Source organism: Pseudomonas sp. efr-133-TYG-103a (assembly GCF_030209235.1).
Classification (GTDB): Bacteria; Pseudomonadota; Gammaproteobacteria; order Pseudomonadales; family Pseudomonadaceae; genus Aquipseudomonas.
Genome location: NZ_JARVSK010000035.1, coordinates 56337 through 83033 on the forward strand (window position 1 = coordinate 56337; position 26697 = coordinate 83033).

Genomic DNA, 26697 nt, shown 5'->3' on the forward strand with positions numbered 1-26697 from the left:
TGCGTCTTATTAACGTCTCAACTGTTATCTAGACTTTCCCCTTTCGCGCCATAGTCGAACAAGGTCAGTCATGAAGAACAATCGCCATCCCGCCGACGGAAAGAAGCCGATCACGATTTTCGGCCCCGACTTCCCCTTTGCCTTCGATGACTGGATCGAGCACCCGGCCGGGCTGGGCAGCATTCCAACAGAAAATCTCGGCAAGGAAGTCGCCATCGTCGGCGCCGGGATTGCCGGTCTCGTGGCGGCGTATGAGCTGATGAAGCTGGGCCTCAAGCCCGTCGTCTACGAGGCGTCGAAAATGGGTGGCCGCTTGCGCTCGCAGCAGTTCGAGGGCGCCGAAGGCATCATTGCCGAACTGGGCGGCATGCGCTTCCCGGTCTCATCCACGGCTTTTTATCACTATGTCGACAAGCTTGGCCTTGAGTCCAAACCCTTCCCCAACCCGTTGACGGGTGCATCCGGCAGCACCGTAATCGATCTGGAAGGCACCACGTATTACGCACAAAAGCCGTCGGACTTGCCCGCACTGTTTCACGAAGTGGCTGACGCGTGGGCGGACGCCCTGGAAGACGGCGCGCAATTCGCCGACATCCAGCAAGCCATTCGCGACCGCGACGTCCCCCGCCTCAAAACGTTGTGGAACAAGCTGGTGCCGCTGTGGGACGACCGCACGTTCTACGATTTCGTCGCCACCTCCAAGGCGTTCGCCAAACTGTCGTTCTACCATCGCGAAGTGTTTGGTCAGGTCGGGTTTGGCACCGGCGGCTGGGATTCTGACTTTCCGAACTCGATGCTGGAAATCTTCCGCGTGGTCATGACCAACTGCGACGATCATCAACATTTGATCGTCGGCGGCGTAGAGCAGGTGCCGCTGGGGATCTGGCGTCACGTGCCTGAGCGTTGCGTTCACTGGCCGGAAGGCACCAGCCTGTCGTCGCTGCATCGCGGCGCACCGCGTACAGGCGTGAAGCGTATCGCGCGCGCCCCCGATGGCCAGTTCGCGGTCACCGACAACTGGGGCGATACCCGACACTACGACGCCGTTCTGGCCACCTGCCAGAGTTGGCTGCTGACCACTCAGATCGAGTGCGAAGAGTCGCTGTTCTCGCAGAAAATGTGGATGGCGCTGGACCGCACGCGCTATATGCAGTCGTCCAAAACCTTCGTCATGGTCGATCGCCCGTTCTGGAAGGACAAGGATCCGGAAACGGGCCGCGATGTGATGAGCATGACGCTCACCGATCGCCTGACCCGCGGCACTTACCTGTTCGAAAACGGCACCTATTCCAACGGTGTCGACAAACCGGGCGTGATTTGTCTGTCGTACTCGTGGATGAGCGATGCACTGAAAATGCTGCCGCATCCTGTGGAAAAGCGCGTGAGTCTGGCACTCGGCGCGCTGAAAAAGATTTATCCGAAAGTGGATATTGCCGCGCGGATCATCGGAGATCCGATCACGGTGTCGTGGGAAGCAGACCCGCACTTCCTCGGCGCTTTCAAAGGTGCCCTGCCGGGCCACTATCGCTACAACCAGCGGATGTACGCGCACTTCATGCAAAAGGACATGCCTGACGAACATCGCGGCATTTTCATCGCCGGTGACGACGTTTCCTGGACACCGGCCTGGGTCGAGGGCGCGGTGCAGACCTCGCTCAACGCTGTCTGGGGCATCATGACCCACTTCGGCGGCAAGACCCACGCCGAAAACCCGGGTCCTGGCGATGTGTTCCACGAAATCGGCCCGATCGCGTTGCCGGAATAAGGAGTTGCCCATGCGCGTTGCCCTCTATCAATGCCCACCGCTGCCACTGGACATCGACGCCAACCTTCGGCGCCTTGAGGTTCAGGCCCTCGAGGCCGCGAGCAAAGGGGCAGCGTTGCTGGTCTGTCCGGAAATGTTTCTGAGCGGCTACAACATCGGTGCTCAGGCGGCGCGCAATCTTGCCCAGCCGAGCGACGGGCCGGCGGCACGGCTCATCGGCGAGATCGCGCGCAAGACCGGTGTGGCCATTCTCTACGGCTATCCAGAAATGAGCGCCGACGATCAGGTCTACAACGCAGTGCAGTTGATCGACGCCCAAGGCGTGCGCGTCTGCAATTACCGTAAGACGCATCTGTATGGCGACCTGGACAAGTCGATGTTCAGTGCAGGCGATGAGCATTTTCCGGTCGTCGAATTCAACGGCTGGAAGCTCGGATTCCTGATCTGCTACGACGTGGAGTTTCCCGAAAACACGCGCCGCCTCGCACTGGCGGGTGCCGATCTGATCCTTGTGCCGACCGCCAACATGGCGCCCTACGATTTCGTTGCGGAAGTCACCGTTCGGGCGCGGGCTTTCGAAAACCAGTGTTATCTGGTCTACGCCAATTACTGCGGCAGCGAGGGCGACATTCATTACTGCGGGCTGAGCAGCATCTGCGCGCCGGACGGCAAGCAGATCGGCCTGGCCGCTCAAGACGAAGCCCTGGTGATCGCCGATCTGGACCGCAGCCTGATGAGCGAATCCCAGGCCATCAATACCTATTTCAAGGACCGCCGACCCGGCTTCTATGCGGGACTCGTCAAGCGCTGAAGGCAATGTTGATCATCCACAGTCTGCGTCCTTGTAGTACCCGGACTGTGCTGAAAACGCCTGCGTCTCACACTCTTTGTGTCGTTATCCGCTAGCATGAGCGGTCATTTCCAGAGCTGCTGCGGAATACGTCATGCCTGCGCCCGAATCATCCAACCATCGCTCCCTGACCTTGCCCAACGGTCTGCGCGTGGTGCTGTGCTCGGCGCCGCGTCTAAAGCGTTGCGCGGCGGCCTTGCGAGTGGCGGCCGGCAGTCACGATGTTCCGTCACAATGGCCGGGCCTTGCGCACTTTCTCGAGCACCTGTTCTTCCTCGGCACCGAACGATTTCCGTCCGGCGACAACCTCATGGCGTTCGTGCAACGCCACGGCGGACAGGTCAATGCGAGCACGCGGGAGCGCACCACGGATTTCTTTTTCGAGCTGCCACCCGCCGTTTTTGCCGATGCTCTGGATCGATTGTGCGAGATGCTGACCCACCCGCGCATGACCATGGCCGATCAGTTGCGTGAGCGAGAGGTGTTGCATGCCGAGTTCATTGCCTGGTCCCGGGACGAAGCGTCGCGCGATCAGATACAGCGGCTGCAGGCTTTATCGGCCCTGCATCCGTTACGCGGGTTCCACGCCGGCAATCGTTTCAGCCTTCCCGTTCCGCGCAGGACATTTCAACAAGCATTGCAGGACTTCTACCGGACGTTCTACCAAGCGGCGCAGATGACCCTGAGCCTCGCAGGGCCCCAAACGCTGGATGAGTTGCAGGCGTTGGCGACTCGCTATGGCGGATATTTCGCCCAGGGCCGTCGGATCGCTCAATCAAGAGCCCCGGCGCTCGTGGAGTCAAGAACTCCGCACCCCGTTTTCGCCTCGCGCGACGCGCACCTGATGTTTGCGTGTGAGGGCTTGCCGCGAGGGCATGAGCAGGCCGCTGCGTTTCTCTGCAGCTGGATGAACAACGCGCAGCCGGGTGGTCTGGTGGCCAGCCTGCGAGATCAAGGTTTGATCGAGTCACTCACTGCACAGGTTGTGTACGCATTCGACGGGCAGCTTTTGCTCGACATTGACATTGCCCTCGCCGAGGTCGCGGCGCACCAAGCGCCTTCAAGCGAAACGGCTTACGTGATTTCGAGAAGGCTCTTCGATTGGCTGGCCTTTTTCAAATCGCGCTTTGCTGAGCTCATCGACGAATACGCCCTGCTCGCCCAACGTCGCCTCGCGGTGAGCAACGCATTGTCTCTGGCCCGGCATTTCTGCGCAGAGCCAGACGAACCAGGCCTGTCGAACCAAGCCGTCACCGCCCTTAATGCCCTGATCGCCCAACTCACGCCGGAAACCCAGTTACCGCCACAGCCGAAACCGCTGAAAAACGACACCTTCAACGTTGATTGGCGCCTGCCCGAGCCCAACCCGTTCTTGCGTCCGATTGCCAAGGTCGCCACGCTGGCCGGCCCACTTCCCGCGTTCACATTCAGCGACAATTTGCCCGGACACCGTCCAGGCGAGGGCGAAGCGGCGGTGTATCTGCGCTGGACGCTGAACGCTCCTCAGCCGCAGCTCGCGCGGATGCTGAACGATAGCCTGAAGCGTCTGATCGCCGACGCACAGGAAGCCGGCATCACTCTGGCGTTCACGTCCTACGGTAACTTCTGGCAATTGAAACTGACCGGAATGGCCGAGCCCATTCCGGCCGTCCTCGAACAGGCATTGCGCGCGTTAGCTCAGCCCACTGAGGAAACCCTGGCGCGTTATGGCCAGCCGAATGAGGAACCTGCGCCGATGCTGATTCGGCAGTTGCTGAGAACACTGCCTGATCATTATTTGAACAGCGGCGTAATGTCCCAGACGCAGGATTTACAGCGTGTCTGGGCGGATGCTCGCTGGGCAGGCTTGGCCGTCGGGCTTGATCCCGTCGCGCAGGACGCGCTCAAGCACGCTGCACAGATCACGCCCGGCAAGCCCGACGCCTCGGCACCCGAAATAACGGGGAGGCACGCAGGCCAGCGCTGGGAAACCGAGCCGTCGGACTCTTCTGAAAACGCTGTGCTTTTGTTCTATCCAACGCCTTCTTCGTCTGTGCGTGACGAAGCGATCTGGCGACTGCTTGCACAACTGATACAGGCGCCGTTTTATCAGCGCCTGCGGGTCGAGTTGCAATTGGGCTACGCCGTTTTCAGCGGTTTCCGACAAATCGCCGGAAACGGTGGCCTGTTGTTCGGGGTCCAGTCACCTTCCGCCAGTGCCGGTGAGCTGGTCGATCAGATTGAATCCTTCCTCCGCACACTGCCGACACCGGTGGAGAACACTGATCTGACCGCTCAGATCAAAGCCCTGCGCGGTCAACTCGAACCCGCGACCATGGACAGTCAGCAGGCCTGCGAACTGATCTGGCAGGCACATATGGCAGGCCACCGGGACGACTACCTCGTACACCTGCAACATTCGCTTGCACATCTTCAGTCCATAGAACTGCTGGACGCCGCTCGTCGCCTGAGCGCGGGGTCGGCCAATCGCCTTTGCCTGTCGAACCGCTCAAGCCCCAGCGAGTGAGCCGTTTGGCAGGTCAATCATTGCCAGGATTGCAAAAATCTTTATCGGATATTTCATCATTGAAGTCCCGAGATTTTTAGTAACATAGCTCCCTAAGCATTTGAACGTCTCCTCTCGCAGGTGTACTAAAGATGTACTCACCCACCGTTGCATTAACCCAGAAGGAGTCTTTTATGTGGACTAAACCTGCTTACACTGATCTGCGTATCGGCTTTGAAGTCACCATGTACTTCGCAAGCCGTTGATTTTTGCGCGGTGAGAAGCCTCGGTTCGCCGGGGCTTTTTTGTTACAGCGTTCAGGATTTTCAGGCCTCGTGAGGCCATCGGTACGGAGCACACATGCACATCCAGATTCTCGGTTCGGCGGCGGGCGGCGGTTTCCCACAATGGAACTGCAACTGCGTTAACTGCGCAGGTTTTCGCGACGGCAGCCTGCGGGCTCACGCGCGCACCCAGTCGTCCATTGCCTTGTCCGACGACGGCGTGAACTGGGTCTTGTGCAACGCTTCACCCGATATCCGCGCTCAACTGCAGAGCTTCGCGCCCATGCAGCCTAACCGCGGCCTGCGGGATACGGGGATCAGCGCAATCATCCTGATGGACAGCCAGATCGACCACACGACCGGACTGCTCAGCCTGCGTGAAGGTTGCCCGCATCAGGTCTGGTGCACGGACATGGTCCACGAAGACCTGACGACCGGCTTCCCGCTGTTCAACATGCTCAAGCACTGGAACGGCGGGCTGGTGTGGAATCGCATCGAGCTTGAGGGCAGCTTCGTGATTCCGGCCTGTCCGAATCTTCGCTTTACGCCATTTCCACTGCGTAGCGCGGCACCGCCCTACTCGCCGCACCGCTTCGACCCACACCCGGGCGATAACATTGGCTTGATGGTGGAAGACCTCAGGACCGGTGGAAAGCTGTTCTACGCGCCAGGCCTCGGCAAAGTCGATGATGCCCTCATGGAAAAAATGAGCGGCGCCGACTGCCTGCTGGTGGACGGCACGATGTGGGACGACGATGAGATGAAGCGTCGCGGCGTCGGCACACGAACAGGCACCGAGATGGGCCACCTGGCGCAGAATGGCCCCGGCGGCATGCTCGAAGTACTGGAAAAACTGCCTGAACAACGCAAGGTGCTCATTCACATCAACAACACGAACCCGATTCTCGACGAGGATTCGCCCGAGCGCGCAGAACTCGCACGCCGTCATGTTGAAGTGGCATTCGATGGCATGAGCATCGAGCTGTAACAGGCGCCATGAACGTTGTGACAGCGGGACCGAGCTTGCTCAGGAAGCCGACGCATTCAGTGAAAATCGAGTTGCCCGGCAGTCAGCATGCGCGAGCAAGCTCCCGCAGGGTTAGCGCGAATGCGTTCGCGACCACCGCTTCAAGCCACAGAATCCGAGACAAATGGGTAAGGAACATGCCGACATGAGTGAGCCAACGCCACTGTCCCCCGCTGAATTCGAACAGGCTCTGCGTGCCAAGGGTGCGTATTACCACATCTACCATCCGTTTCACGTGGCGATGTATGAAGGCCGCGCGACACGCGAGCAGATTCAGGGCTGGGTCGCCAACCGGTTTTATTACCAAGTGAACATCCCGCTCAAGGATGCTGCGATTCTGGCCAACTGTCCGGACCGCGAGATCCGTCGCGAGTGGATTCAGCGCCTGCTCGACCACGACGGCGCACCGGGCGAAGACGGCGGCATTGAAGCCTGGTTGCGACTGGGCCAGGCGGTAGGGCTGGATCCGGATCAACTTCGCTCGCAGGAACTTGTCCTGCCCGGCGTACGATTTGCCGTCGATGCGTATGTGAACTTCGCCCGTCGAGCCAACTGGCAGGAAGCCGCCAGCAGTTCTCTGACTGAGCTGTTCGCTCCGCAGATCCACCAGTCGCGGCTGGACAGCTGGCCGCAGCATTACCCATGGATCGACCCGGCCGGTTACGAATACTTCCGCACGCGCCTGGGTCAGGCGCGGCGGGATGTCGAACACGGGCTCGCGATCACCTTGCAGCATTACACGACGTGGGAAGGCCAGCAGCGCATGCTGGAAATTCTGCAGTTCAAACTCGACATTTTGTGGAGCATGCTGGACGCCATGAGCATGGCTTATGAGCTGAACCGCCCGCCCTATCACAGCGTGACCGACCAACGCGTCTGGCACAAAGGAATCGCCCTATGAGCTTCAACCGCGAACAAGTGCCGAGCTGGCGCCGTGGCTATCGCTTTCAGTTTGAACCGGCGCAGAACGGCCACGTATTGCTTTACCCCGAAGGCATGATCAAGCTCAACGAGAGCGCCAGCGCCATTGGCGGCCTGATCGATGGTCAGCGCAGCGTGGGTGCGATCATCGCCGTGCTCGATGAGCAATTCCCCGGCGTTCCCGAGCTCGGCACCGACGTCGAGCAATTCATGGAGGTCGCTCGTGCTGAACACTGGATCGAACTTGCCTGAAGCGCCGGTGACCGAGTCCAAGGTGCACATACCACCGACACCTCCTGTCGGACTGCCGCTGTGGCTGCTCGCCGAGCTGACCTACCGCTGTCCTCTGCAGTGTCCGTATTGTTCCAACCCGCTGGACTTCGCACGCCAGGGTCAGGAGCTGACCACCGAACAGTGGTTCAAAGTGATGGCCGAAGCCAGGCAGATGGGCGCCGCGCAAATCGGGTTTTCCGGCGGTGAGCCCCTGGTGCGGCAGGACCTCGCCCAGCTGATCGCAGAGGCCCGGCGCCTGGGCTTCTACACCAACCTGATCACGTCCGGCATCGGCCTGACCGAACAGAAGATCGTCGACTTCAAGGAAGCCGGTCTGGACCACATTCAGATCAGTTTTCAGGCCAGCGACGAGCAAGTGAACAACATGCTCGCAGGCTCGAAAAAGGCATTTGCCCAGAAGCTGGAAATGGCCCGCGCGGTGAAGAAGCACGGCTATCCGATGGTGCTCAACTTCGTCACCCACCGGCACAATATCGACAAGATCGACAAGATCATCGAGCTCTGCGTGGCGCTGGAGGCGGACTTCGTAGAATTGGCCACCTGCCAGTTCTACGGTTGGGCGCACTTGAACCGAGTGGGCTTGCTGCCGACCAAGGAACAGCTGGTCCGCGCCGAACGCATCACCAATGAATACCGCGAGAAGCTCGCGGCGGAGAATCATCCGGTCAAGCTGATTTTCGTCACACCCGACTACTACGAGGAGCGCCCCAAAGCCTGCATGAACGGCTGGGGTAATCTGTTTCTGACCGTGACGCCGGATGGCACCGCCCTGCCCTGCCACGGCGCGCGACAGATGCCGATCCAGTTCCCCAATGTGCGCGATCACAGCATGCAACACATCTGGTACGAGTCGTTTGGCTTCAACCGCTTCCGTGGTTATGAGTGGATGCCCGAGCCGTGCCGCTCTTGCGACGAGAAAGAAAAGGATTTCGGCGGCTGTCGCTGTCAGGCGTTCATGTTGACCGGCGATGCAAGCAACGCCGACCCGGTGTGCAGCAAGTCGCCACAGCATCACCTGATCACCCAGGCCCGCGACGAAGCCGAGTATGCTAGCCAGACCATCGAGCAACTGGCCTTTCGCAATGAACGAAACTCACGCCTCATCGCAAAATCCTGATTTGTTCTCTGCCGCCCAGGCTGTGGCGGCAGGCGTCGATTTCGCCGAACTGTGCGTCGGTCCCGCGGGCCTCTTCTGGAACGAATTCCGCCCGCAGGACGCCGCTTCGCGCATCTGGCGCTGGAGCGACGGCGTCACCACGTGCCTGACGCCGGATGGCTTCAGCGCGCGCAGCAGGGTTTATGAATATGGCGGAGGCTCGTTCTGCCTGAGCGACGAAGCCGTGGTGTTCGTGAACGAAGCCGATCAACAGATTTATCTCCAGCCCTTCGACACCAACGTCCCTCTCGCACTGACCCACGGCGACAAGCGCTACGGCGATGTCCGGTTCGGGCGCGGGCAGATTCTCGCCGTCGAGGAAGACAACGACGTTCACCGCCTGGTGGCGTTCGACCTTATCGACGGCAGACGCCACGTTCTGGCTGAAGGGGCGGACTTCTACGCCGCGCCGACATTGAGCCCCGAGGGTGATCGTCTGGTGTGGATAGAGTGGTGGCGCCCGCACCAACCGTGGACGTCGACGCGTCTGCTCAGCACGAAGCGTCAGGCGGACGGGTCATGGGGTCTGCCGCACTGCCTGGCAGGCGAACTCGGGCTGGAAGCGCTGCAACAACCGCGCTTTGATGCTCAGGGCCGCCTGTATTGCCTGACTGATCGCGGCGGTTTCTGGCAACCGTGGGTCGAGACGCTGGAAGGCCTCGAAGCGCTGCCCGCAGCCGCCGCCGACCATGCATCTGCGCCATGGCAACTGGGCAGTTCGAGCTGGTTGCCGCTCACCGATGGGGCCTATCTGGCCAGTTGGTTCCAGGACGGCTCTGGTCGTCTGGGCCTGTGTTCGGCTGATGGATCGGTACAGGATTTCAGCGGCGAATACAGCCGGTTCCGCAACCTGGCGATGGACAATCAACACTTTTATTGCATCGCGGCGTCAGCGACCCGCCCTTCGGCTGTCGTGGCGATCAGTCGCTCCGACCAACGCGTACAGGTGCTGGCCGGGGGTATTGCTCCGCTGCCCGCCGAGCACATCAGTCGTCCGCAAACGCTGCGCTATCCGAGCGGTGACAGCGAGGCGCATGGCTATTTCTACCCCGCGATGAATGGCGCAGAAAAGCCGCCGCTGGTGGTGTTCATCCATGGCGGACCCACGTCGGCATGCTATCCGGTGCTTGATCCGCGCATTCAGTACTGGACGCAAAGGGGCTTCGCCGTCGCGGACCTGAATTATCGAGGCAGCACGGGCTATGGCCGCGCCTATCGTCAGGCGCTGTTTCTCGAATGGGGCGTCGTCGACGTGGAGGACGCCTGCGCCGTGGTCGAGTACTTGGGCAATCAAGGGCTCATCGATCCGGCCAACGCGTTCATTCGAGGCGGCAGTGCCGGCGGATATACGACGCTGTGCGCGCTGGCGTTCAAGGATGTTTTCCGCGCTGGCGCGAGCCTGTATGGCGTCAGCGACCCTCTCGCACTGGCCGAGGCAACGCACAAGTTCGAGGCGGATTATCTCGACTGGCTGATCGGCGACCCGGACATCGACATGGCGCGCTACCGCGAGCGCACCCCGCTGTTGCATGCCGACCGGATCAAAGTGCCGGTGATTTTCTTCCAGGGCGAACTCGATGCCGTCGTCGTTCCCGCTCAGACCCGCGATATGCTCAATGCCTTGATCGATAAAGGCATCCCGGCCGAAGGCCATTTCTATCCCGAGGAACGCCATGGCTTCCGCAAAGCCAGCAATCTGGCTCACGCACTGGAGACCGAATGGGCGTTCTATCGAAAGGTAATGGACAGCTGAGGGCGTGACTGCGGTCTCTGTGGGCGACATCAGCCGGTTCAGCCAGCTGGCGCCCACAGGGATTCAGAGCGAAGTGCGCTGACCGGGCGCGATCACTTGCGGCTGGCGATGATGTATACCGCGTGGATGATGCCTGGGAAGTAGCCGAGCAGGGTCAGCAGGATGTTGAGCCAGAAAGCGCCGGCGAATCCGACTTGCAGGAACACGCCCAGGGGTGGCAGCAGGATGGCGATGATGATGCGAATGATGTCCATGGGTGAAGCTCCTGAATGATAAATGGCCCATTGCGGCCACACAGCTAATCGACCCTGAGCGCATGCAGGGGTTCAACCGTGAATATCATTGCGCCACCCATTGCCCTACAAAAAAACGCCCCGCACCAAGACTCCCGGCGCGGGGCGAAGCGTACAAAACGCAAGACGGTTCGAGAAACAGTGGGTTACTACGCCATGAGCCCGCTTGGCATTGCCTGACGCTGCACGCGGATGCTCGCGGCCGGGCGCATCTGGCGTGTCGAGGCGAATTCGGGCACAGAGCCCGGCAGGTCGTCGATCCGGGCAGTGCACGCCTGTCCACGAGCAAGCAACGCCGAGCTTCGGGGACTGCGGTTGGAGTAATCGCCGAGCACGACGATATCGGCGCTGACGGCGTAGGTGTCTTCCGAAAGCAACCCACCGTTCTGCCCGACGCTACCTCGCGCCTCGTTGAGAATGAGCAGGATATTCAGCGCCCTGCACAATGTGGCAACACCTTGCACGTAAGCCGTCGTGGCTGGCGTGATGACCGTCTCGCCCTGAATGGGCTCAAGCACGATGGCAACGGTTCGTGAATCCACGGCGGCCTCGATCGCTGCCAGATCGTTGAATGGCACATGGCAGAAATCGTCGGTCATTGCTTCGATCAGCGCGTCGAAACGACCGCCACTGGCAACCACGACCCCGCATTCCCCGCGCCGATGCTGCTCGCCCCATTTGCGCGCCAGCGTCATCGCCCCTGCGTACGCTGCCTGCTCGTCGATGAAGAAACCGGCTTGATCGCTGCCTGTGCGCTGACGCAGACGTTGCAACGGCGAGAGCAATGCAGGTTGCTCGACGGACTGGCTGTCTTCAGCGACAGCGTTGCGCAGCAGTTTGAAGAGGTTCATGCGCGCAATCCTTCCAGTGGCAGCCCCAGCAACCGGTCGCTCCAGTCTTCGACGCGGCCGGTGCGCAGACGCTTGAGGGCGATGTCGCGCCACCGGGACGACAGCGCCGGGCAATCGGCGAGCTTTCTAAGCCCGCCATGCTCAAGCGGCTCGAGGTAGAACGTGCGCAAGGCCCAAGCGATCGTCAGGCCCGGATAGCTGCGCTGAACCAGCTCGAATGCGTCGTCGGGACTGACGAAACCCGGTTTGAGCACGCGATAGAACCAGCCACAGCGCCCGTTATCCTGCGCACGCTGAGGCAGCTCTTCGATGCCCCAAGTGTGGCTGAGCCGGTAGCAAGGCGAACGTGGCTGGCTGACCTGCAGCAGCGCGCCGCCCCAGCGAAACATGTCGCCCAGGCAGACATCTTCTTCGGTGAGGCCGCGGGATGAAAGATTTTCGCCGAAAGAAGGCGCGCACCAGTCGATGTGCGGATAGACCTTGCGCCAGTAATCGTAATGCTCGGCGGGATAGTGATGCAGGGCGCGCTCCGGGCCGGTATGAAAGCGCGGATCGCCGTGTTCGTCGCTGCCCAGCCCTTGCGGCCAGAGCCAAAGGCGTCGGTCCAGCCTGTGCTTATCGATATCGCTGATCAATCCATGACCGAGATTTTTCGCTTTACCTATAAAAACACCATCGACCTGGACACTGTTCATTGCGCTTTATAGCCCTGTAACCCCTGTGAGTTGGGCGTAGACTATGCCCCGGCAAGACAAACGACCATTTCGATTTTCCAGCTATTTCGATAAGAATTGCTTATGGATTTCCGCCAACTGCGTTATTTCGTCGCGGTGTATGAAGAAGGCCACGTCGGACGCGCCGCCGAGCGACTTTCTTTGTCGCAGCCAGCGCTCTCACAGCAGATTCGTCTGCTGGAGCACAGCCTCGATGTCAGCCTGTTCGAGCGCAGCAGCAAGCGCCTGTTGCCGACGCTCGCCGCGCACACCTTGTACAACCATGCGGTGCCGTTGCTCGAAGGCATGCAACGGGCGCGCGAGGCATTGCGCAACTTCAAGGGACAATCCCAGCGTACCCTCGCTATCGGCGTCTTACAGACCGTGCATTCGAGCCTGGTGCCGCAGATGCTCGAGCGCGTGCGCAAGGCGCAGCCACATCTGGTCGTGCAGATTTACGAGTTGAGCGGGATGGAGATCGAGCGTCGCTTGCTCAATGGATCGCTGGACATCGGCATCAGCTACCTGCCGCCGCGCCAGCCTGGCCTGCACGGCCTGTTGCTGTATGAAGACGAGCTCAAGCTGGTGGTACCGGCCAATCACCCGTTGCGGGAATTCAAAAAAGTCTCGATGAGCCAGGCCGCTGAACTGCCGATGCTACTGCTGGGTGAGGAGTTTCAGGTGCGGCAGATCTGGCAGGCGCAGTTGAGCAATCTCGGCCGACGGCCTCACGTACAAGCTGAACTGAATAACATGGCGGGGATCCTCGACAGCCTTGCACACACTCGACTTGCGACTGTGCTACCGGGGCGCGCGCAGGATATTCAGGACAACGATGACTTGCTGTGGAAACCCATCAGCGAACCCAGGGTGCCGTTGCAGGTGGGGCTTGTTTATCGGGATGCACAGCGTCAGCAGGCGACGCTGGAACTGTTGCGGTCGGTGCTCGACGGGGTGGTGAATTCCGGCCCGGGCGAAGTCGAGCGGGGGTAGACCGCGTGGCGGAAAACTTTCTGGAGTGCAGATAAAAGAAAACCCCGCCTAAGCGAGGTTTTCCAGACTGTTTCCCTTTGACTTCCCTTTCTTCCCACCGTCCTGGCAGGCAATCCCTACGTGTCCCTGTTATCTGTTTGCGCATCCTGCGCTACGTCCATGTGAAGTAGATTAACTTTGGATCCATAAGCCGTATAGAGGCGAAATGTCGGCACGTCATGTAAGCAAAAGCTTACATGACGTCTACAGGAGTCAGAACTGCGAAGCGTCCAGCAGGTACAGCGATTCGCTGCCCGCGCGCACCGACGCGGCCAGCGACTGGATCCTTGGCAGCAGACGCGCGAAATAGAACCGCGCCGTGCCAAGTTTGCTGACGTAGAAGTCTTCCTGCGCCTCTTTACCCAGCGCGGCTTTGGCCGACATCGCCCACATGTAGGCATAAGCCGTGTATCCAAATACATGCAGATACTCGACAGACGCCGCGCCGATTTCATTCGGATTGCTGCGCGCGCGATCCAGCACCCAGTCGGTCAATTCATCCAACGTCGTCAGCGCAGTACTCAGCGGCTTGGTGAATTCAGCAAGCGAGCTGTCGGAAGCAGCGATGAACTGGCGTACTTCTTCGGAAAACAGCTTGTAGTACGCGCCACCGCTGGCGACGACCTTGCGGCCCAGCAGGTCCAGCGCCTGAATGCCGTTGGTGCCTTCGTAAATCTGGGTGATGCGCACGTCGCGAACCAGTTGCTCCTGGCCCCACTCGCGGATGTAGCCATGACCACCGAACACCTGCTGGCCGTGCACCGTGATGTCCAGCCCCATGTCAGTGAGGAATGCCTTGGCTACCGGCGTCAACAGCGCCACCAGCGCATCGGCACGCTGGCGGACCTCGGCGTCTTCGCTGTACTTGGCGGTGTCCAGTTGCAGCGCCACGTAGGTCGAAAAAGCACGACCGCCTTCGTTCAGCGCCTTCATCGTCAACAGCATGCGACGCACGTCGGGGTGCACGATGATCGGGTCGGCGATGGTGTCTTTCGATTGCGCTCCGGTCGGTGCCCGGCTCTGCAGACGATCACGCGCGTACTCGATGGCATTCTGGTAAGAGCGCTCGCCTGATGCCAAGCCTTGAATGCCCACGCCCAGACGCTCGTAGTTCATCATCGTGAACATCGCGGCAAGCCCTTTGTTCGGCTCGCCAATCAGATAGCCTTCAGCCTGGTCGAAGTTAATCACACAGGTCGCCGACGCCTGGATGCCCATCTTGTGCTCGATGGAGCCGCAGGAAACGGTGTTGCGCTCGCCCAGGCTGCCATCGTCGTTGACCAGGAACTTGGGGACGAGAAACAGCGAGATTCCCTTAGGCCCCGCCGGAGCATCAGGAAGTTTGGCCAGCACCAGGTGAATGATGTTTTCGGTGAGGTCGTGTTCGCCGCCGGTGATGAATATCTTCGTGCCACTGATCTTATAGCCACCATCGGCCTGAGGTTCGGCCTTAGTGCGGATGATGCCCAGATCGGTACCGGCATGAGCTTCGGTCAGACACATGGAGCCGGCCCAGATTCCGGCGTACATGTTCGGCAGGAACTTGTTCTTCAGCGCTTCGCTGGCGTGGGTGTTGATCGACACGCACGCGCCGGAGGTGAGCATCGGATAGAGACCGAAGGCAAGGCTTGCGGAGTTGACCATCTCCTCGACCTGCGCCGAGACCGCCTTGGGCATGCCCATGCCGCCAAATTCCGGGTTGCCGCCCACGCCGACCCAGCCACCTTCGGCATACGTGCCGTACGCCTGAACGAAGCCTGCAGGCGTCGTCACAACCGTGTCGTTCCAGTGACAGCCTTCTTCATCGGCTGCGCGGCTCAACGGCGCGATGGATTTGCCAGTGACCTTGCCGGCCTCTTCGAGGATGGCTTCAACGGTTTGTGCATCTACCGCTTCGGACAACTCGGGCAGTTGCGCCCAGAGTCTGGAGACTTCGAACACTTCATTCAGAACGAAGCGCATATCGCGCAAGGGCGCTTTGTAGTCAGCCATGGCAAACCTCGTTAACGGCAGCGGAACCCGGGGAAAAAGCAACGCCGAAGGCTTCTTGCGGCGTCCATGTGTCAGTGAATCCAGTGTACAGGAACACCATTTGAGACACATAGGGTCAGGTAGTGACTGTTAACGAATATTTGGTCACTCAATTCTTGCAGACAAAAAGAAGGCCTTCACCCCTCGGTGAAAGCCTTTGATTGCTAACAGAATTGGAGCGGAAATCAGCTCGCTGCTGCCATCCGGACTGCGCCACGCTTGTTCGTCTGACCGTGCGCAACGACGCAATTTCGACCCGCTCCCTTGGCGGCATAAAGCGCCTGGTCGGCCGCCTTGAGCACTTCTTCCGGATTGCGATGCTCCGGCAGGCGCTCAGCAACGCCCATGCTCACCGTGACCGAGACAGTCGACGCCTGGGAACCGGCCCGACGCTGACGCCCCTGCTGATCGTCATTGGGTCGGTTTTCCTGGTTGCGCAGATGAATCTGGTAGCCGGCAATGGTTTCGCGGATGACCTCGAGGTGCGGCATGCACTCCTCCAAGGTCTTGCCGGCGAACACGATGGCAAACTCTTCACCTCCGTAACGGTAGGCTCGCCCGCCGCCGTTGGTGATTCTCGACAGCTTGCTGGCGACCAGCCGCAACACCTGGTCGCCGACGTCATGGCCGTGGGTGTCGTTGAATTTCTTGAAGTGATCGACGTCGCTCATCGCCAGCACATAGTTGCGTCCCAGCCGCTGCATGCGCTCGTTGAGCGCGCGTCGTCCCGGCAATCCGGTCAGTTCATCGCGAAACGCCATTTGGTAAGCCTCGTGCGCGACCGCCGAGGCGATCATCAGCATCACCTGGCTGCACATGATGTTCAGCGTGAACGGCAGAATGAACGTCTTCGGCAATGCCCAGAACAGTCCCAGCAAGCCAACCAGTTGAGCGGCGTGCAGCGGGCGGGGCTTGCGCAGGTACTGGGTGATCAGCACGGCAAAGGCGATGAGGAACGTCGCATACGACAGCTGGATCAGGCTCATCCATTCGCCATGCAACGCAGGCCAGCGGATGTCCGCCAGCCAGGCCAGGAGGCTCTCCGGAAAGCTTTGCTCAAGCCCCAGCGCCACGCTGCCGACCGCCACCAGGACAGCCAATCGGGCGACCAGATCCTGAAACAGGTGCGTGCGTTCTTCCCAGGCGGCGAACAGCCCGAACATCACAGGCAACAGCAGGCAGCAAAGATGAAACACCACCGCGGCGTCCTCGCGGACTTTGCCGTTGTCGCGGTAGTAATCCGTCTGGGTATCGAGCAGGAAATAGGCGATGTACACCGTGATCATCAGAAACAGCTCACGCTGGCGCTTGTACACGCCGCAGTAAGCGCCGCCGAGCAAGAGCACCAGAGTGGGAAGTACGTTGAAAAGAGACGTGAAGAACACATTGAGGTCCTTCACGTACGCAGCCGCGAGTCCGGCGAACAGCAGGGCCAGAGACGGTAAAAAGTGGCTGAGACGAGCGGCGGAAGGGCGCAGCAAGAGGACTATCTCCTACCCGTATGAAGCGAGTGCAAATCAAATGGCATTGTGCCTGTATCGGCCATGTTACCTATTTGATGAGGAGAAAATGAGAAATTGATCACTTTTCTGACGCCTGTAAACCGGCGCAAGTCCATGCGGTTGCCCACGCGGTTTCGCGCTTGGCGAAGAAGTCGTCCTCGACAACACTGACGCAATCCAACCGGCGGACCTCAATCTACGGCTGCATCGCAGCCGATCTCAGGCGAAGCCACGGGCCTGCGGAGTCGAGGGTGAGGCGCTAGACGCAAAAAAGCCGCTTGCTCCGAAGAACAAGCGGCTTTGAGGGAAAACCAGCCGGTGAATCAGTAAGCCAGGCCGAAGTGCTCTTCGTTCATGTCCATCAGGTTGTTGGCACCCGACAGCATGGCCGCCACGTGAGTGCGAGTACGCGGCAGGATGCGCTGGAAGTAGAAGCGCGCAGTCTGCAGCTTGGCGGTGTAGAACGCTTCTTCGGTGGTGCCGGCAGCCAGTTTCTCGGCAGCGACGCGCGCCATGTCTGCCCAGAAATAGGCCAGGCACACATAACCGGAGAACATCAGGTAATCCACCGAGGCGGCGCCGACTTCTTCACGGTCTTTCATGGCCGCCATGCCGACCTTCATGGTCAGTTCGCCCCACTCTTTGTTCAGCGCAGCCAGCGGCGTGACGAATTCGTTTACCGCTTCGTTGCCTTCCTGCGACTGGCAGAACTTGTGCACGATCTTGGTGAAGCCCTTCAGCGCTTCGCCCTGGGTCATCAGCACTTTACGACCCAGCAGGTCCAGTGCCTGAACACCGGTGGTGCCTTCGTACAGCATCGAAATACGGCTGTCGCGAACGTTCTGCTCCATGCCCCATTCGGCGATGAAACCGTGGCCACCATAAATCTGCACGCCATGGTTGGCGGATTCGAAACCGACTTCGGTCATGAAGGCCTTGGCAATCGGCGTCATGAAAGCCAGCAAGCCATCGGCGTGCTTCTTGGCGTCGGCGTCTTCGCTGTATTTGACGATGTCGACCTGCTTGGCAGTGAAGTAAACCATCGCGCGAGTGCCCTCGGCGAATGCCTTCATGGTCAGCAGCATACGACGCACATCAGGGTGAACGATGATCGGGTCAGCGGCTTTGTCCGGAGCTTTCGGGCCGGTCAGGGAACGCATCTGCAGGCGTTCACGCGCGTATTTCAGGCCGCCCTGAAAGCCGATCTCGGCGTGGGCCAGACCCTGCAAAGCGGTGCCCAGACGTGCAGTGTTCATGAACGTGAACATGCAGTTCAGACCTTTGTTCGGCGGGCCGATCAAGAAGCCGGTCGCGCCGTCGAAGTTCATCACGCAGGTGGCGTTGCCGTGAATGCCCATCTTGTGTTCCAGCGAGCCGCAGGCAACAGCGTTGCGCTCGCCGACACTGCCATCGGCAGCCGGCAGGAATTTGGGAACGATGAACAGCGAGATGCCTTTGGTGCCGGCAGGCGCGTCGGGCAGGCGGGCCAGCACGATGTGGACGATGTTATCGGCCATGTCGTGTTCACCGGCGGAGATGAAAATCTTGGTGCCAGACACTTTGTAAGAACCATCAGCCTGTGGCTCGGCTTTGGTGCGCAGCATGCCAAGGTCAGTGCCGCAGTGAGGTTCGGTCAGGCACATGGTGCCGGTCCACTCGCCCGACACCAGTTTGGTCAGGTAAGCCTCTTGCTGCTCAGGGGTGCCGTGTTCGGAAATGGTGTTCATCGCGCCATGGGACAGGCCTGGGTACATGCCCCACGACCAGTTGGCTTCACCGACCATTTCGCTGACCGCAAGGCCCAGCGACTCAGGCAGACCCTGACCACCATGGGCAACGTCGTGCGCCAGACTCGGCCAGCCGCCTTCGACGAACTGCTTGTACGCTTCTTTGAAACCGGTCGGCGTCTTCACGCCGGACTCGCTCCAGGTGCATCCTTCGGTGTCGCCGACACGGTTCAGCGGGGCCAATACCTGCTCACAAAACTTGGCGCCTTCCTCGAGAATGGCGTCAACCATGTCAGGCGTGGCGTCCTGGCATGCTGGCAGACTCTGATAGTGCGCTTCGTAGCCGAGCAGCTCGTCACGAACGAAGCGAATATCACGCAAGGGGGCCTTGTAGTCAGGCATAGCGATAAACCTCTGCTGATGAATTCTGGATTTATATGACCGTTCGGTCACTGCGGGGCATGGCCCCTGCCACCGGAATTCTTGTTTGTCCGGCGGTCAAACAGGTGTTTGAAACATACGTTTACGCCTAAACCTTGTCAAGGGTGCGTCACGAACCTTTCATCGTCGGCGCGCACAGAGGCGCCTGCGCCACCATGTAGCGCTGAAAGGATGTGCATTGAGTCTAGTTGAGCAGGCGTTGAAGACGGCCGTCAGACGACCGCGATTCGGACGGCTGATAGGGCGTTATTCAGAAGGGAGGCGCAACGCAAACGTGCGCCGAAGCGCACGTCAGGAATCAGAGGGTGAACAAGTCAGGCGTAGGTATCGATCAGCGTGCCGAGCATTTCATCGCTGGCTTTTTCGACTTTGACGCCCGCCTGAACCTGAATCCGGCCTTGGGTCAGTTCGACGATATTGGTGGCCATGTCCGAAGCGGGCGGACGATCGACGGCGCGCAGGCGTTCGAGCTGGAAGTCCGAGGACTGGGTGCGGCCAGACACTTCCGTGCCAGGGTTTGCCAGTTGGGTAGCAGCCTGATCGACACGGTCCTGACCGACCTGAATTGCGCTCAGGCCTGGGTACAGGGTGTTGTTCAGTGAGATTTGCATGACCACGATCCTCTGTTCATAAAGCGAACAGTCAGCATTGAACCAGACGAACCCGCAAAACGCCCGTCAAAAACCATAATGGCAACGGGCCTTCTAATAGAGCGTCGTTGCCATTTCCAAGACGTTACCGCGTAGCGACCGGTGACAGGTTGTGCCTGAAGATGGTGCATCGCGACACATCTGGCGATACAACCATAACCGCTTCATGCCCCGCCTGCCTTCGCCATCCGTGTGAACTGTGCTGTGGCGCACATCCTGCATCTTTTGCCGAACCGATCCCCATGGAACAGCTGTCGATCGCCCATGCGCCCAAAGGAACTGAAACACTGGACCAACGCAATCGCCCACCTCCTCGACCTTCCGGCCGGCGGTGCGCGACTGGCCGGGTTGAGCCAGTGGTTGAGGCAGATTGCGCCTGTCGACCATTTCGTTCTGTTCGTCTACGAGGGCAACCATCGCCCGCTTGCCCTGTTTGATACCTTTGCGCCGGACAAGCGCAGGGTTTACGTCGACGACTATCAGGTCGGACCCTATCTGCTCGACCCGTTTTACCTCGCCTGCACGCGCAAGCAGCCGCCCGGTCTATGGCGCCTGCGGCAGTTTGCGCCCGATCACTTTTACCTCAGCGAGTATTACCTGGCGTACTACCAGCAGACCGGCCTTGCGGAAGAGGTCGCGTTTTTCGTCGACCTGGGTGGCGACGCCATGGCCGTGCTGTCGCTGATGCGCGCGACCGCCAGTTCGGCGTTCAGCCGCGATGAGTTGCAGCTGATGGAATGCGCGCAGGCAATCGTCGAACACGTCATCATCGACACCTGGCGGCTGCACCGCGCCGAGCAGCCTCGCTCACCGCAAGATCTGGACTACAAGGTGCACGCAGCTTTCGATCATTTCGGTGATCACATTCTCACTGGCCGCGAGCAGGAAATCGTCCGCCTGTTGCTGCGCGGCCACTCCAGTGCGTCGGTAGCAGAACAACTGGTCATCAGCCCGGGCACCGTCAAAATCCATCGCAAAAACATCTACGCCAAACTGGGCATCGGCAGTCAGGCCGAACTGCTGGGGCTGTTCATTCGCGAGCTGACAGGCCCGGACATTGCTGTCTCAGCCTGACCCGGCACCCTGACCTGACACCCGCACCGGATACGACCTCTATCCCCGAAGGGATATATACAGCGCAAAACAGCGATTGCTAGTTTGGCTTCCATTGCAGCGACCCATGCACTGGAATGCGAGAGCCAACAATGAGTGACAATCGCCACGAAAACGATATCGAGTTCTGCAACGTAGAGAAGCACTACGGGAACCTGAAAGCCGTCAACAACCTGAGTTTCCAGGTTCGGCGCGGCACCTTCCATTCCTTCCTCGGCGGCTCGGGCTGCGGCAAGACCACCACCCTGCGCATGATTGCAGGCTTCGATCAGCCCACCCTTGGCGAAGTGCGTCTGGCAGGCAAGAACGTCGCGGGCGTGCCGGCCTATCAACGCCCGGTCAACATGGTGTTTCAGCATTACGCGCTGTTCCCGCACATGACTGTGTCGCAGAACATCGCCTACGGTTTGCGCTACCTCACACCTCGCCCGGACAAGAAAGAACAGCAGCGACGCGCCGATGAAGCGCTGGAAATGGTGCGGCTTTCAGGGCTCGGGCATCGCAAGCCCAGTGAGCTGTCCGGCGGCCAGCAACAGCGCGTGGCCCTCGCACGCGCGCTGGTCAATAAACCGACCGTGCTGCTGTTGGACGAACCGCTCGCGGCGCTGGATCGCAAGCTGCGCAAGGAGATGCAATCCGAACTGCTGCGCCTGCAACGTGAAGTGGGCATCACGTTCGTGCTGGTCACCCACGATCAGGAAGAGGCGCTGTCCATGAGCGACAGCATCAGCGTCATGCACAGCGGCTCGATCATCCAGACCGCGTCCCCCGAACAACTCTACGAGGCCCCGGCCACGCGTTACGTGGCTGACTTCATCGGCGAATCCAACCTGTTCAGCGGCACCGTGCGCCACGTGCAGGGCAACTCGGCGCTGTTGCTCACCGCTCAGGGCATTGAACTGAGCAGCCCGCTGACACCCAACGGCTTGCCATTGAGCGCCTATAGCGAAGGCTGCATCGCGGTGCGTCCGGAGCTGATCGACATCGCCGCCAAAGGCAACTTGCAAGGTCGGGACGTGACGCTCGACGGCTGCGTCGAAGACCGCATCTATCTGGGCAACATCACCGAATACCGCGTGCGCACACAGCCCTTCGGCATCGTCTGCGTGCGGGTGCCACGTCAGCAAGGCGCGAGTGGTCAGGGCAGTTTCGATCACGCCGGGTTTGAACACGGCGCAGCCGTGCAGGTGGGCTGGAACAACGCCAGCGGCCTGGCCATGGCGCTGTAGCGACTTGAGCAACGAGCAAAGCCACTCTAACGATTGAATCATTTATCAGACGGGGAGAATGCCATGGACCAGAAGACCTTTATCAAGACGATGCGCAGCTGGCAGAACGGCTCGATCACGCGCCGCGACTTCCTGGGACGCACCGGTCTTGGCATTGCCGCCGCGGTGGTGGCCACCAACATGCCCGGCCTGCTGGCCGGCAGTCCGGGCGCCAGCGCACTGGGTGCCGACAAGAACATCGGCGACCGCCTTGGCCTGGCGACCTGGCCGAATTATCACAGCCAGGAAAACCTCGATAACTTCGCCAAGACCACCGGCGCGCGCGTGGCGATGAGCGTGTTCGGCTCCAACGAAGAGATGCTCGCCAAACTGCAGGCAGGTGGCAGCGGCTGGGACGTGCTGGTGCCGACCAACTACACCATCAGCACGTACGTGAAGCTGGGCCTGATCGAGCCGTTGGACCTGGCACGCATTCCCAACTTCGACGCCTCGGCTTTCCAAGAGAAGTTCATGGCCCAGGGCACAGTCGATGGCAAGGTATACGCGGTGCCGAAAAACTGGGGCACCACCGGCATGGCTTACGACAGCGCCAAGCTCAAGGCCAAACCGACGTCGTGGAAAGAGTTCTGGGCGATCGCCAAGGATCAGGCCGACGGCCGCACGATGGTTCACGATTACCAGCTGACCGCGATCGGCAACGCCCTCAAATCCTTTGGCTACAGCTTCAACTCCCTCGACCCGAAAGAGCTGGCCGACGCGGAAAAACTGCTGATCGAGGTCAAGCCTCACCTGTTCGCGATCAACTCCGACATTCAGCCGTCCATGCGCAGCGGCGACGCCATTCTGGCGATGTCCTGGACCGGCGATGCCTCGCAACTGCATCGGGACATTCCGTCGATGGTTTATGCCCTGGGCAAGGAAGGCGGCGAGCTGTGGAGCGACTTCTTCGCGATCCCCAAAAGCGCCGAACACAAGGATGCCGCCTACGCGTTCATCAATTACCTGCTCGACCCGCAGCACAACAAGCTGGAAGTGCTGAGCCACGGCTACCCGAGCGGTGACAAGCGCGTCGATGCCCTGCTGCCCAAAGACATGCTCAATGACCCGATCATGTACCCGGCCGCCGAGCACTTGAGCCCGCTGGAGTTCGGTGCCGCCGCGACCCTGACAAGTCCGTTGCGCGCCGAGTTGATGGCTCGCTTCAAGTCCGCCTGATCGATCGCCCGAGCAACCGTCTTGAGCCATAAGGAACCGTCCATGGATGCCGTCATCAATTCGGCCCGGCACGCCGAGAGCAGCGCCGCAGACGCTGAAAGCCAACTCGCGCAGAACAAGCGGCGCAGTCTCGCGCGACGCATCACGTTGCTGATGTTGCTGCCATCGACCTTGTGGTTCCTGCTGCTTCTGGTGATGCCGCTGGTGATCATCCTGGTTTTCAGCTTTGGCGAGCGCAGCGCCGTCGGCGGCTATGCCGGCGGCCTGACGCTGGCCAACTACTTCAATCTGGGCTCACGCGCGGCAGCGTTCAGCAATACGCTGGTGCTGGCGCCGCTGGGTACGCTGATGTGCCTGCTGGCAGCATATCCGCTGGCCTATTTTCTCGCGGTCAAGGCAGGGAAGAACCGGTCGTTACTGCTGACGCTGGTGATCGTGCCGTTCTGGACCAGTTTCCTGATTCGCACCTACGCGTGGATTTTCATCCTCAGCGGCAAGGGCATTCCTGCCTTGCTGGCGAGCGTCGGTCTGGATGACGTTCGCCTGATCAACACGCCGTACGCGGTGCTGATCGGGATCGTTTACGGCTATCTGCCGCTGATGGTGTTCCCAATTTACGTGAGCCTGGAAAAACTCGACAAGCGCCTGCTTGAAGCTTCGGCGGATCTGGGCGCCAGCGCCTTCGAGAGCTTCCGGCGCATCACACTGCCGCTGTCAGCGCCGGGGATCATCACTGGAGTCATGCTGGTGTTCATCCTGCTGATGGGGGAGTTTCTGATCCCGGCCGTGCTCGGTGGCGGCAAGGTGTTCTTCGTCGGCAACGCACTGGTGGACCTGTTCCTGCAATCGCGCAACTGGCCGTTCGGCAGCGCACTGGCGATGACGCTGGTGGCAATCATGCTGGTGATCATCGGCGTCTATCTCAAACTGGTCGCCCGCTTCGGCGGCAAAACTGGCGAAGGAGCGCTCTGACATGTGGCTGCGCACGTACTCCACCTCGCTTTACTTGTTTCTGTATTTGCCCATCGCGCTGATCATGCTGTTCAGCTTCAACGCCGGACGCAGCGGTCTGGCCTTTGAATGCTGTTCGGTGCAGTGGTTCGGCCGAGCGTTCAGCAACCCGTTCATCATGGAAGCACTGGGCAACAGCGCATTGATCGCCGCGTGCTCGGCGGTATTGGCGACCCTGTTCGGCACACTCGCGGTCTTCGGCCTGCAACGGGCCGGCAGCAAGGTGCGTCTGGTGTTCGATGCATTGACCTACTGCGCGATCATCATTCCCGGCATCGTCATCGGCATCTCCACGCTGATCGCCTTCATCAGCGTGTTCGACGTGCTGAACCCGCTGCTGGCGCAGTTGATGCCGAGCATGCCCAGGCTGAACATGGGCTTCTTCACAGTGGTCGCCGCACACTCGCTGTTCACCATGGCGTTGGTGATGGTGATCGTGCGCAGTCGCGTTGACTCACTCGACAAAGCGCTGCAAGAAGCTTCCGCCGACCTGTACGCGCCACCGCTGGAAACCTTCTGGCGCGTGACGCTGCCGCAAATCACCCCAGCGATCATGGCGGGCTTTCTCCTGGCGTTCACCTTCAGCTTCGACGACTTCATCATCGCCTTCTTCGTGGCAGGGCCTGAAACCACGCTACCGATTTACATCTTCTCGTCCATCCGGCGCGGCGTCACGCCGGAGATCAACGCCGTTTCGACCGTGATCATCTGCGCTTCGCTGGCGCTGCTGTTCACCTCCCGTCATCTGCAGAATCGCCGCACAGGAGCCTCACATGCGTGATCAGTTGTACATCAACGGCGAGTGGGTCAGCCCCGACCTTGGCGGTTATCTGGACGTCATCGATCCGGCGACCGAACAGACGCTGCAACGGGTCTCGGCCGGCACGGAGGAAGACATCGATCATGCCGTGCGCGCCGCACGCCGCGCGTTCGACAGCGATTGGGGAAAGTCCACCGGCGCCGAGCGCGCGACCTGGCTGGAAGCGCTGGCCGATGAGCTGCAAAGCTCGCAGGATGCGCTGGCGACGCTGGAAGTGCGCGATAACGGCAAGCCGCTGCCCGAAGCGCAGTGGGACATTGGCGATGCGATTGCGTGCTTCCGCTATTACGCCGGTCTGGCCCGCGAGCTGGATGACCGACAGGATCAGCCACTGGCGCTGCCCGATGAGCGCTTTCGTTGCCGCGTTCGTCTGGAGCCCATCGGCGTGGCCGGCCAGATCATTCCGTGGAATTACCCGCTGCTGATGGCCGCGTGGAAAGTCGCGCCGGCACTGGCGGCGGGCGCCACGGTGGTACTCAAACCCTCTGAACTGACGCCGCTGACTGCGCTGGAACTGGCAGGCGCGGCAGATCGCATCGGCCTGCCCGCCGGAGTGCTCAATGTCGTGACCGGGCTGGGCGCCGAGGCGGGAAGCCCGCTGACGTTGCATCCGGGCGTCGATAAGCTGGCCTTTACCGGCAGCGTGCCCACCGGGTCGAAAATCATGTCGGCTGCGGCGGGCGACATCAAAAACATCAGTCTTGAACTGGGCGGTAAATCGGCATTCATCGTGTTCGATGACGCTGACGTCGAGGCGGCGGTCGAGTGGATTCTGTTCGGGATTTTCTGGAACCAGGGGCAAGTGTGCAGCGCGACCTCCCGGCTGCTGGTGCAGGAGAACATTGCCCCACGCCTGATTGAACGGCTGGTGGACGAGACACGCAAAATCTCCATCGGCCAAGGCCTCGAACCCGGCGTATTGCTGGGCCCACTGGTGAGTCGGGGGCAGTACGAAAAAGTGCTGGGTTTCGTTGATCAGGGCAAAGCCAGCGGCGCCCGGTTGTTGACCGGAGGCAAGCGGCCAGCGCACCTTAACGAGGGCTACTTCATGGAACCGGCGATTTTCGATGAGCCCGCTGACAACAGTATCGTCTGGCGTGAAGAAATCTTCGGGCCGGTGCTCTGCGTGAAGCGCTTCAAGGACGAACAGCAAGCGGTGCAGATGGCCAACGCCAGTCGCTTCGGCCTCGCCGCAGCGGTCATGAGCGCCGACCCGCAAAGAGCGACGCGAGTCGCCAACCACCTGCGCGCCGGCATCGTCTGGGTCAACTGCTCACAACCCACGTTCGTCGAAGCACCGTGGGGCGGGATGAAACACAGCGGCATCGGCAGGGAATTGGGTCAGTGGGGCCTGGACAATTATCTGGAGGTCAAGCAGGTGACCGAGTACATCAGCGACCAGCCTTGGGGCTGGTATTTGCAGCAGTGAGCTTACCCCCGATCTCGCTTCTGCCCGATGAGTGCAGGAGCGCAGCTCGTCCCTCGGTTTCGCTTCTGTCTGTGAGTGCAGGAGCGTGGCTCGTCCCGCAGTTTC

Annotated in this window: 23 protein-coding genes; 16 read left to right on the forward strand and 7 right to left on the reverse strand. The window is 60.4% G+C overall.

What is annotated here, in order from left to right; genetic code table 11:
• The first annotated feature begins 70 nt into the window (after nucleotides 1–70).
• The 9 genes from QRN36_RS24355 to QRN36_RS24395 all read left to right on the forward strand — a co-directional run bounded on the left by QRN36_RS24355 (nucleotide 71) and on the right by QRN36_RS24395 (nucleotide 10535).
• Entirely contained in the window at nucleotides 71–1765 is a 1695-nt protein-coding gene (locus QRN36_RS24355) for an NAD(P)/FAD-dependent oxidoreductase (protein ID WP_093468628.1), read from the forward strand.
• Nucleotides 1766–1775: 10 nt separating this feature from the next.
• The gene (locus QRN36_RS24360; protein WP_285426376.1) at nucleotides 1776–2576 is read left to right on the forward strand and encodes a carbon-nitrogen hydrolase family protein; all 801 of its coding nucleotides are present in this window, start codon (nucleotides 1776–1778) and stop codon (nucleotides 2574–2576) included.
• A 133-nt stretch (nucleotides 2577–2709) separates the two neighbouring features.
• Complete coding sequence (gene pqqF / locus QRN36_RS24365; RefSeq protein WP_285426377.1) at nucleotides 2710–5121, forward strand: pyrroloquinoline quinone biosynthesis protein PqqF; 2412 nt, start codon at nucleotides 2710–2712, stop codon at nucleotides 5119–5121.
• Nucleotides 5122–5294: 173 nt separating this feature from the next.
• Complete coding sequence (pqqA, locus tag QRN36_RS24370) at nucleotides 5295–5366, forward strand: pyrroloquinoline quinone precursor peptide PqqA (protein ID WP_008365141.1); 72 nt, start codon at nucleotides 5295–5297, stop codon at nucleotides 5364–5366.
• Nucleotides 5367–5460: 94 nt separating this feature from the next.
• Nucleotides 5461–6372 carry a pyrroloquinoline quinone biosynthesis protein PqqB gene (gene pqqB, locus QRN36_RS24375; RefSeq protein ID WP_285426378.1) on the forward strand — a complete coding sequence of 304 codons (912 nt, stop codon included), beginning with the start codon at nucleotides 5461–5463 and terminating at the stop codon, nucleotides 6370–6372.
• 184 nt (nucleotides 6373–6556) lie between these two features.
• Nucleotides 6557–7312 (forward strand): pyrroloquinoline-quinone synthase PqqC, encoded by a 756-nt coding sequence (gene pqqC, locus QRN36_RS24380; RefSeq protein WP_285426379.1) that lies wholly within the window; start codon nucleotides 6557–6559, stop codon nucleotides 7310–7312.
• The gene (gene pqqD / locus QRN36_RS24385; RefSeq protein ID WP_093468613.1) at nucleotides 7309–7584 is read left to right on the forward strand and encodes a pyrroloquinoline quinone biosynthesis peptide chaperone PqqD; all 276 of its coding nucleotides are present in this window, start codon (nucleotides 7309–7311) and stop codon (nucleotides 7582–7584) included. Before pqqC ends, pqqD begins: the two co-directional genes overlap by 4 nt.
• Nucleotides 7556–8743, forward strand: coding sequence for a pyrroloquinoline quinone biosynthesis protein PqqE (gene pqqE, locus QRN36_RS24390; RefSeq protein WP_285426380.1), 1188 nt, complete (start codon nucleotides 7556–7558; stop codon nucleotides 8741–8743). The genes pqqD and pqqE overlap by 29 nt, the downstream gene beginning before the upstream one ends.
• Nucleotides 8709–10535: a S9 family peptidase gene (locus QRN36_RS24395; RefSeq protein WP_285426381.1), complete on the forward strand. Its 1827-nt coding sequence runs from the start codon at nucleotides 8709–8711 to the stop codon at nucleotides 10533–10535. The genes pqqE and QRN36_RS24395 overlap by 35 nt, the downstream gene beginning before the upstream one ends.
• Before the next feature lie 92 nt (nucleotides 10536–10627).
• On the opposite strand, the gene QRN36_RS24400 is transcribed toward QRN36_RS24395, so the two are convergent.
• The 3 genes from QRN36_RS24400 to QRN36_RS24410 all read right to left on the reverse strand — a co-directional run bounded on the left by QRN36_RS24400 (nucleotide 10628) and on the right by QRN36_RS24410 (nucleotide 12374).
• Entirely contained in the window at nucleotides 10628–10789 is a 162-nt protein-coding gene (locus QRN36_RS24400; protein WP_081564967.1) for a YqaE/Pmp3 family membrane protein, read from the reverse strand.
• 188 nt (nucleotides 10790–10977) lie between these two features.
• Nucleotides 10978–11679 carry an aminotransferase class III-fold pyridoxal phosphate-dependent enzyme gene (locus tag QRN36_RS24405; protein WP_285426382.1) on the reverse strand — a complete coding sequence of 234 codons (702 nt, stop codon included), beginning with the start codon at nucleotides 11677–11679 and terminating at the stop codon, nucleotides 10978–10980.
• Nucleotides 11676–12374: an MOSC domain-containing protein gene (locus tag QRN36_RS24410; RefSeq protein WP_285426383.1), complete on the reverse strand. Its 699-nt coding sequence runs from the start codon at nucleotides 12372–12374 to the stop codon at nucleotides 11676–11678. Before QRN36_RS24410 ends, QRN36_RS24405 begins: the two co-directional genes overlap by 4 nt.
• A 102-nt stretch (nucleotides 12375–12476) precedes the next feature.
• On the opposite strand from QRN36_RS24410, the gene QRN36_RS24415 reads away from it, so the two are divergent.
• Nucleotides 12477–13385, forward strand: a complete 909-nt coding sequence (locus tag QRN36_RS24415) for a LysR family transcriptional regulator (RefSeq protein ID WP_285426384.1) — start codon at nucleotides 12477–12479, stop codon at nucleotides 13383–13385.
• 252 nt (nucleotides 13386–13637) lie between these two features.
• On the opposite strand, the gene QRN36_RS24420 is transcribed toward QRN36_RS24415, so the two are convergent.
• The 4 genes from QRN36_RS24420 to QRN36_RS24435 all read right to left on the reverse strand — a co-directional run bounded on the left by QRN36_RS24420 (nucleotide 13638) and on the right by QRN36_RS24435 (nucleotide 19736).
• Entirely contained in the window at nucleotides 13638–15416 is a 1779-nt protein-coding gene (locus tag QRN36_RS24420) for an acyl-CoA dehydrogenase C-terminal domain-containing protein (RefSeq protein ID WP_285426385.1), read from the reverse strand.
• A 224-nt stretch (nucleotides 15417–15640) separates the two neighbouring features.
• Nucleotides 15641–16936 (reverse strand): GGDEF domain-containing protein, encoded by a 1296-nt coding sequence (locus QRN36_RS24425; RefSeq protein ID WP_285426386.1) that lies wholly within the window; start codon nucleotides 16934–16936, stop codon nucleotides 15641–15643.
• Nucleotides 16937–17280: 344 nt separating this feature from the next.
• On the reverse strand, nucleotides 17281–19086 hold the full coding sequence (locus tag QRN36_RS24430) for a phenylacyl-CoA dehydrogenase (RefSeq protein ID WP_285426387.1): 1806 nt from the start codon (nucleotides 19084–19086) through the stop codon (nucleotides 17281–17283).
• Nucleotides 19087–19439: 353 nt separating this feature from the next.
• Nucleotides 19440–19736, reverse strand: coding sequence for a pyrroloquinoline quinone biosynthesis protein PqqE (locus tag QRN36_RS24435; protein ID WP_093468587.1), 297 nt, complete (start codon nucleotides 19734–19736; stop codon nucleotides 19440–19442).
• Nucleotides 19737–20039: 303 nt separating this feature from the next.
• On the opposite strand from QRN36_RS24435, the gene QRN36_RS24440 reads away from it, so the two are divergent.
• The 6 genes from QRN36_RS24440 (at nucleotide 20040) to QRN36_RS24465 (ending at nucleotide 26592) form a co-directional block, all read left to right on the forward strand.
• Nucleotides 20040–20849, forward strand: coding sequence for a LuxR C-terminal-related transcriptional regulator (locus QRN36_RS24440; RefSeq protein ID WP_285426388.1), 810 nt, complete (start codon nucleotides 20040–20042; stop codon nucleotides 20847–20849).
• A 131-nt stretch (nucleotides 20850–20980) separates the two neighbouring features.
• Complete coding sequence (locus QRN36_RS24445) at nucleotides 20981–22117, forward strand: ABC transporter ATP-binding protein (protein ID WP_285426389.1); 1137 nt, start codon at nucleotides 20981–20983, stop codon at nucleotides 22115–22117.
• A gap of 63 nt (nucleotides 22118–22180) precedes the next feature.
• Entirely contained in the window at nucleotides 22181–23332 is a 1152-nt protein-coding gene (locus QRN36_RS24450) for a PotD/PotF family extracellular solute-binding protein (protein ID WP_285426390.1), read from the forward strand.
• 42 nt (nucleotides 23333–23374) lie between these two features.
• Nucleotides 23375–24304 (forward strand): ABC transporter permease, encoded by a 930-nt coding sequence (locus QRN36_RS24455; RefSeq protein WP_285426391.1) that lies wholly within the window; start codon nucleotides 23375–23377, stop codon nucleotides 24302–24304.
• A 1-nt stretch (nucleotide 24305) separates the two neighbouring features.
• Entirely contained in the window at nucleotides 24306–25124 is an 819-nt protein-coding gene (locus QRN36_RS24460) for an ABC transporter permease (RefSeq protein WP_285426392.1), read from the forward strand.
• Entirely contained in the window at nucleotides 25117–26592 is a 1476-nt protein-coding gene (locus QRN36_RS24465) for an aldehyde dehydrogenase family protein (protein WP_285426393.1), read from the forward strand. Before QRN36_RS24460 ends, QRN36_RS24465 begins: the two co-directional genes overlap by 8 nt.
• The last annotated feature ends 105 nt before the right edge of the window (nucleotides 26593–26697 follow it).

What these genes read in the sequence shown, in the direction of transcription:
- QRN36_RS24355 (WP_093468628.1), top strand. Translation starts at nt 71, where the DNA reads ATGAAGAACAATCGCCATCCCGCCGACGGAAAGAAGCCGATCACGATT.
- QRN36_RS24360 (WP_285426376.1), top strand. Translation starts at nt 1,776, where the DNA reads ATGCGCGTTGCCCTCTATCAATGCCCACCGCTGCCACTGGACATCGAC.
- pqqF (WP_285426377.1), top strand. Translation starts at nt 2,710, where the DNA reads ATGCCTGCGCCCGAATCATCCAACCATCGCTCCCTGACCTTGCCCAAC.
- pqqB (WP_285426378.1), top strand. Translation starts at nt 5,461, where the DNA reads ATGCACATCCAGATTCTCGGTTCGGCGGCGGGCGGCGGTTTCCCACAA.
- pqqC (WP_285426379.1), top strand. Translation starts at nt 6,557, where the DNA reads ATGAGTGAGCCAACGCCACTGTCCCCCGCTGAATTCGAACAGGCTCTG.
- pqqD (WP_093468613.1), top strand. Translation starts at nt 7,309, where the DNA reads ATGAGCTTCAACCGCGAACAAGTGCCGAGCTGGCGCCGTGGCTATCGC.
- QRN36_RS24395 (WP_285426381.1), top strand. Translation starts at nt 8,709, where the DNA reads ATGAACGAAACTCACGCCTCATCGCAAAATCCTGATTTGTTCTCTGCC.
- QRN36_RS24400 (WP_081564967.1), bottom strand. Translation starts at nt 10,789, where the DNA reads ATGGACATCATTCGCATCATCATCGCCATCCTGCTGCCACCCCTGGGC.
- QRN36_RS24405 (WP_285426382.1), bottom strand. Translation starts at nt 11,679, where the DNA reads ATGAACCTCTTCAAACTGCTGCGCAACGCTGTCGCTGAAGACAGCCAG.
- QRN36_RS24410 (WP_285426383.1), bottom strand. Translation starts at nt 12,374, where the DNA reads ATGAACAGTGTCCAGGTCGATGGTGTTTTTATAGGTAAAGCGAAAAAT.
- QRN36_RS24415 (WP_285426384.1), top strand. Translation starts at nt 12,477, where the DNA reads ATGGATTTCCGCCAACTGCGTTATTTCGTCGCGGTGTATGAAGAAGGC.
- QRN36_RS24420 (WP_285426385.1), bottom strand. Translation starts at nt 15,416, where the DNA reads ATGGCTGACTACAAAGCGCCCTTGCGCGATATGCGCTTCGTTCTGAAT.
- QRN36_RS24430 (WP_285426387.1), bottom strand. Translation starts at nt 19,086, where the DNA reads ATGCCTGACTACAAGGCCCCCTTGCGTGATATTCGCTTCGTTCGTGAC.
- QRN36_RS24435 (WP_093468587.1), bottom strand. Translation starts at nt 19,736, where the DNA reads ATGCAAATCTCACTGAACAACACCCTGTACCCAGGCCTGAGCGCAATT.
- QRN36_RS24440 (WP_285426388.1), top strand. Translation starts at nt 20,040, where the DNA reads ATGCGCCCAAAGGAACTGAAACACTGGACCAACGCAATCGCCCACCTC.
- QRN36_RS24445 (WP_285426389.1), top strand. Translation starts at nt 20,981, where the DNA reads ATGAGTGACAATCGCCACGAAAACGATATCGAGTTCTGCAACGTAGAG.
- QRN36_RS24450 (WP_285426390.1), top strand. Translation starts at nt 22,181, where the DNA reads ATGGACCAGAAGACCTTTATCAAGACGATGCGCAGCTGGCAGAACGGC.
- QRN36_RS24455 (WP_285426391.1), top strand. Translation starts at nt 23,375, where the DNA reads ATGGATGCCGTCATCAATTCGGCCCGGCACGCCGAGAGCAGCGCCGCA.
- QRN36_RS24460 (WP_285426392.1), top strand. Translation starts at nt 24,306, where the DNA reads ATGTGGCTGCGCACGTACTCCACCTCGCTTTACTTGTTTCTGTATTTG.
- QRN36_RS24465 (WP_285426393.1), top strand. Translation starts at nt 25,117, where the DNA reads ATGCGTGATCAGTTGTACATCAACGGCGAGTGGGTCAGCCCCGACCTT.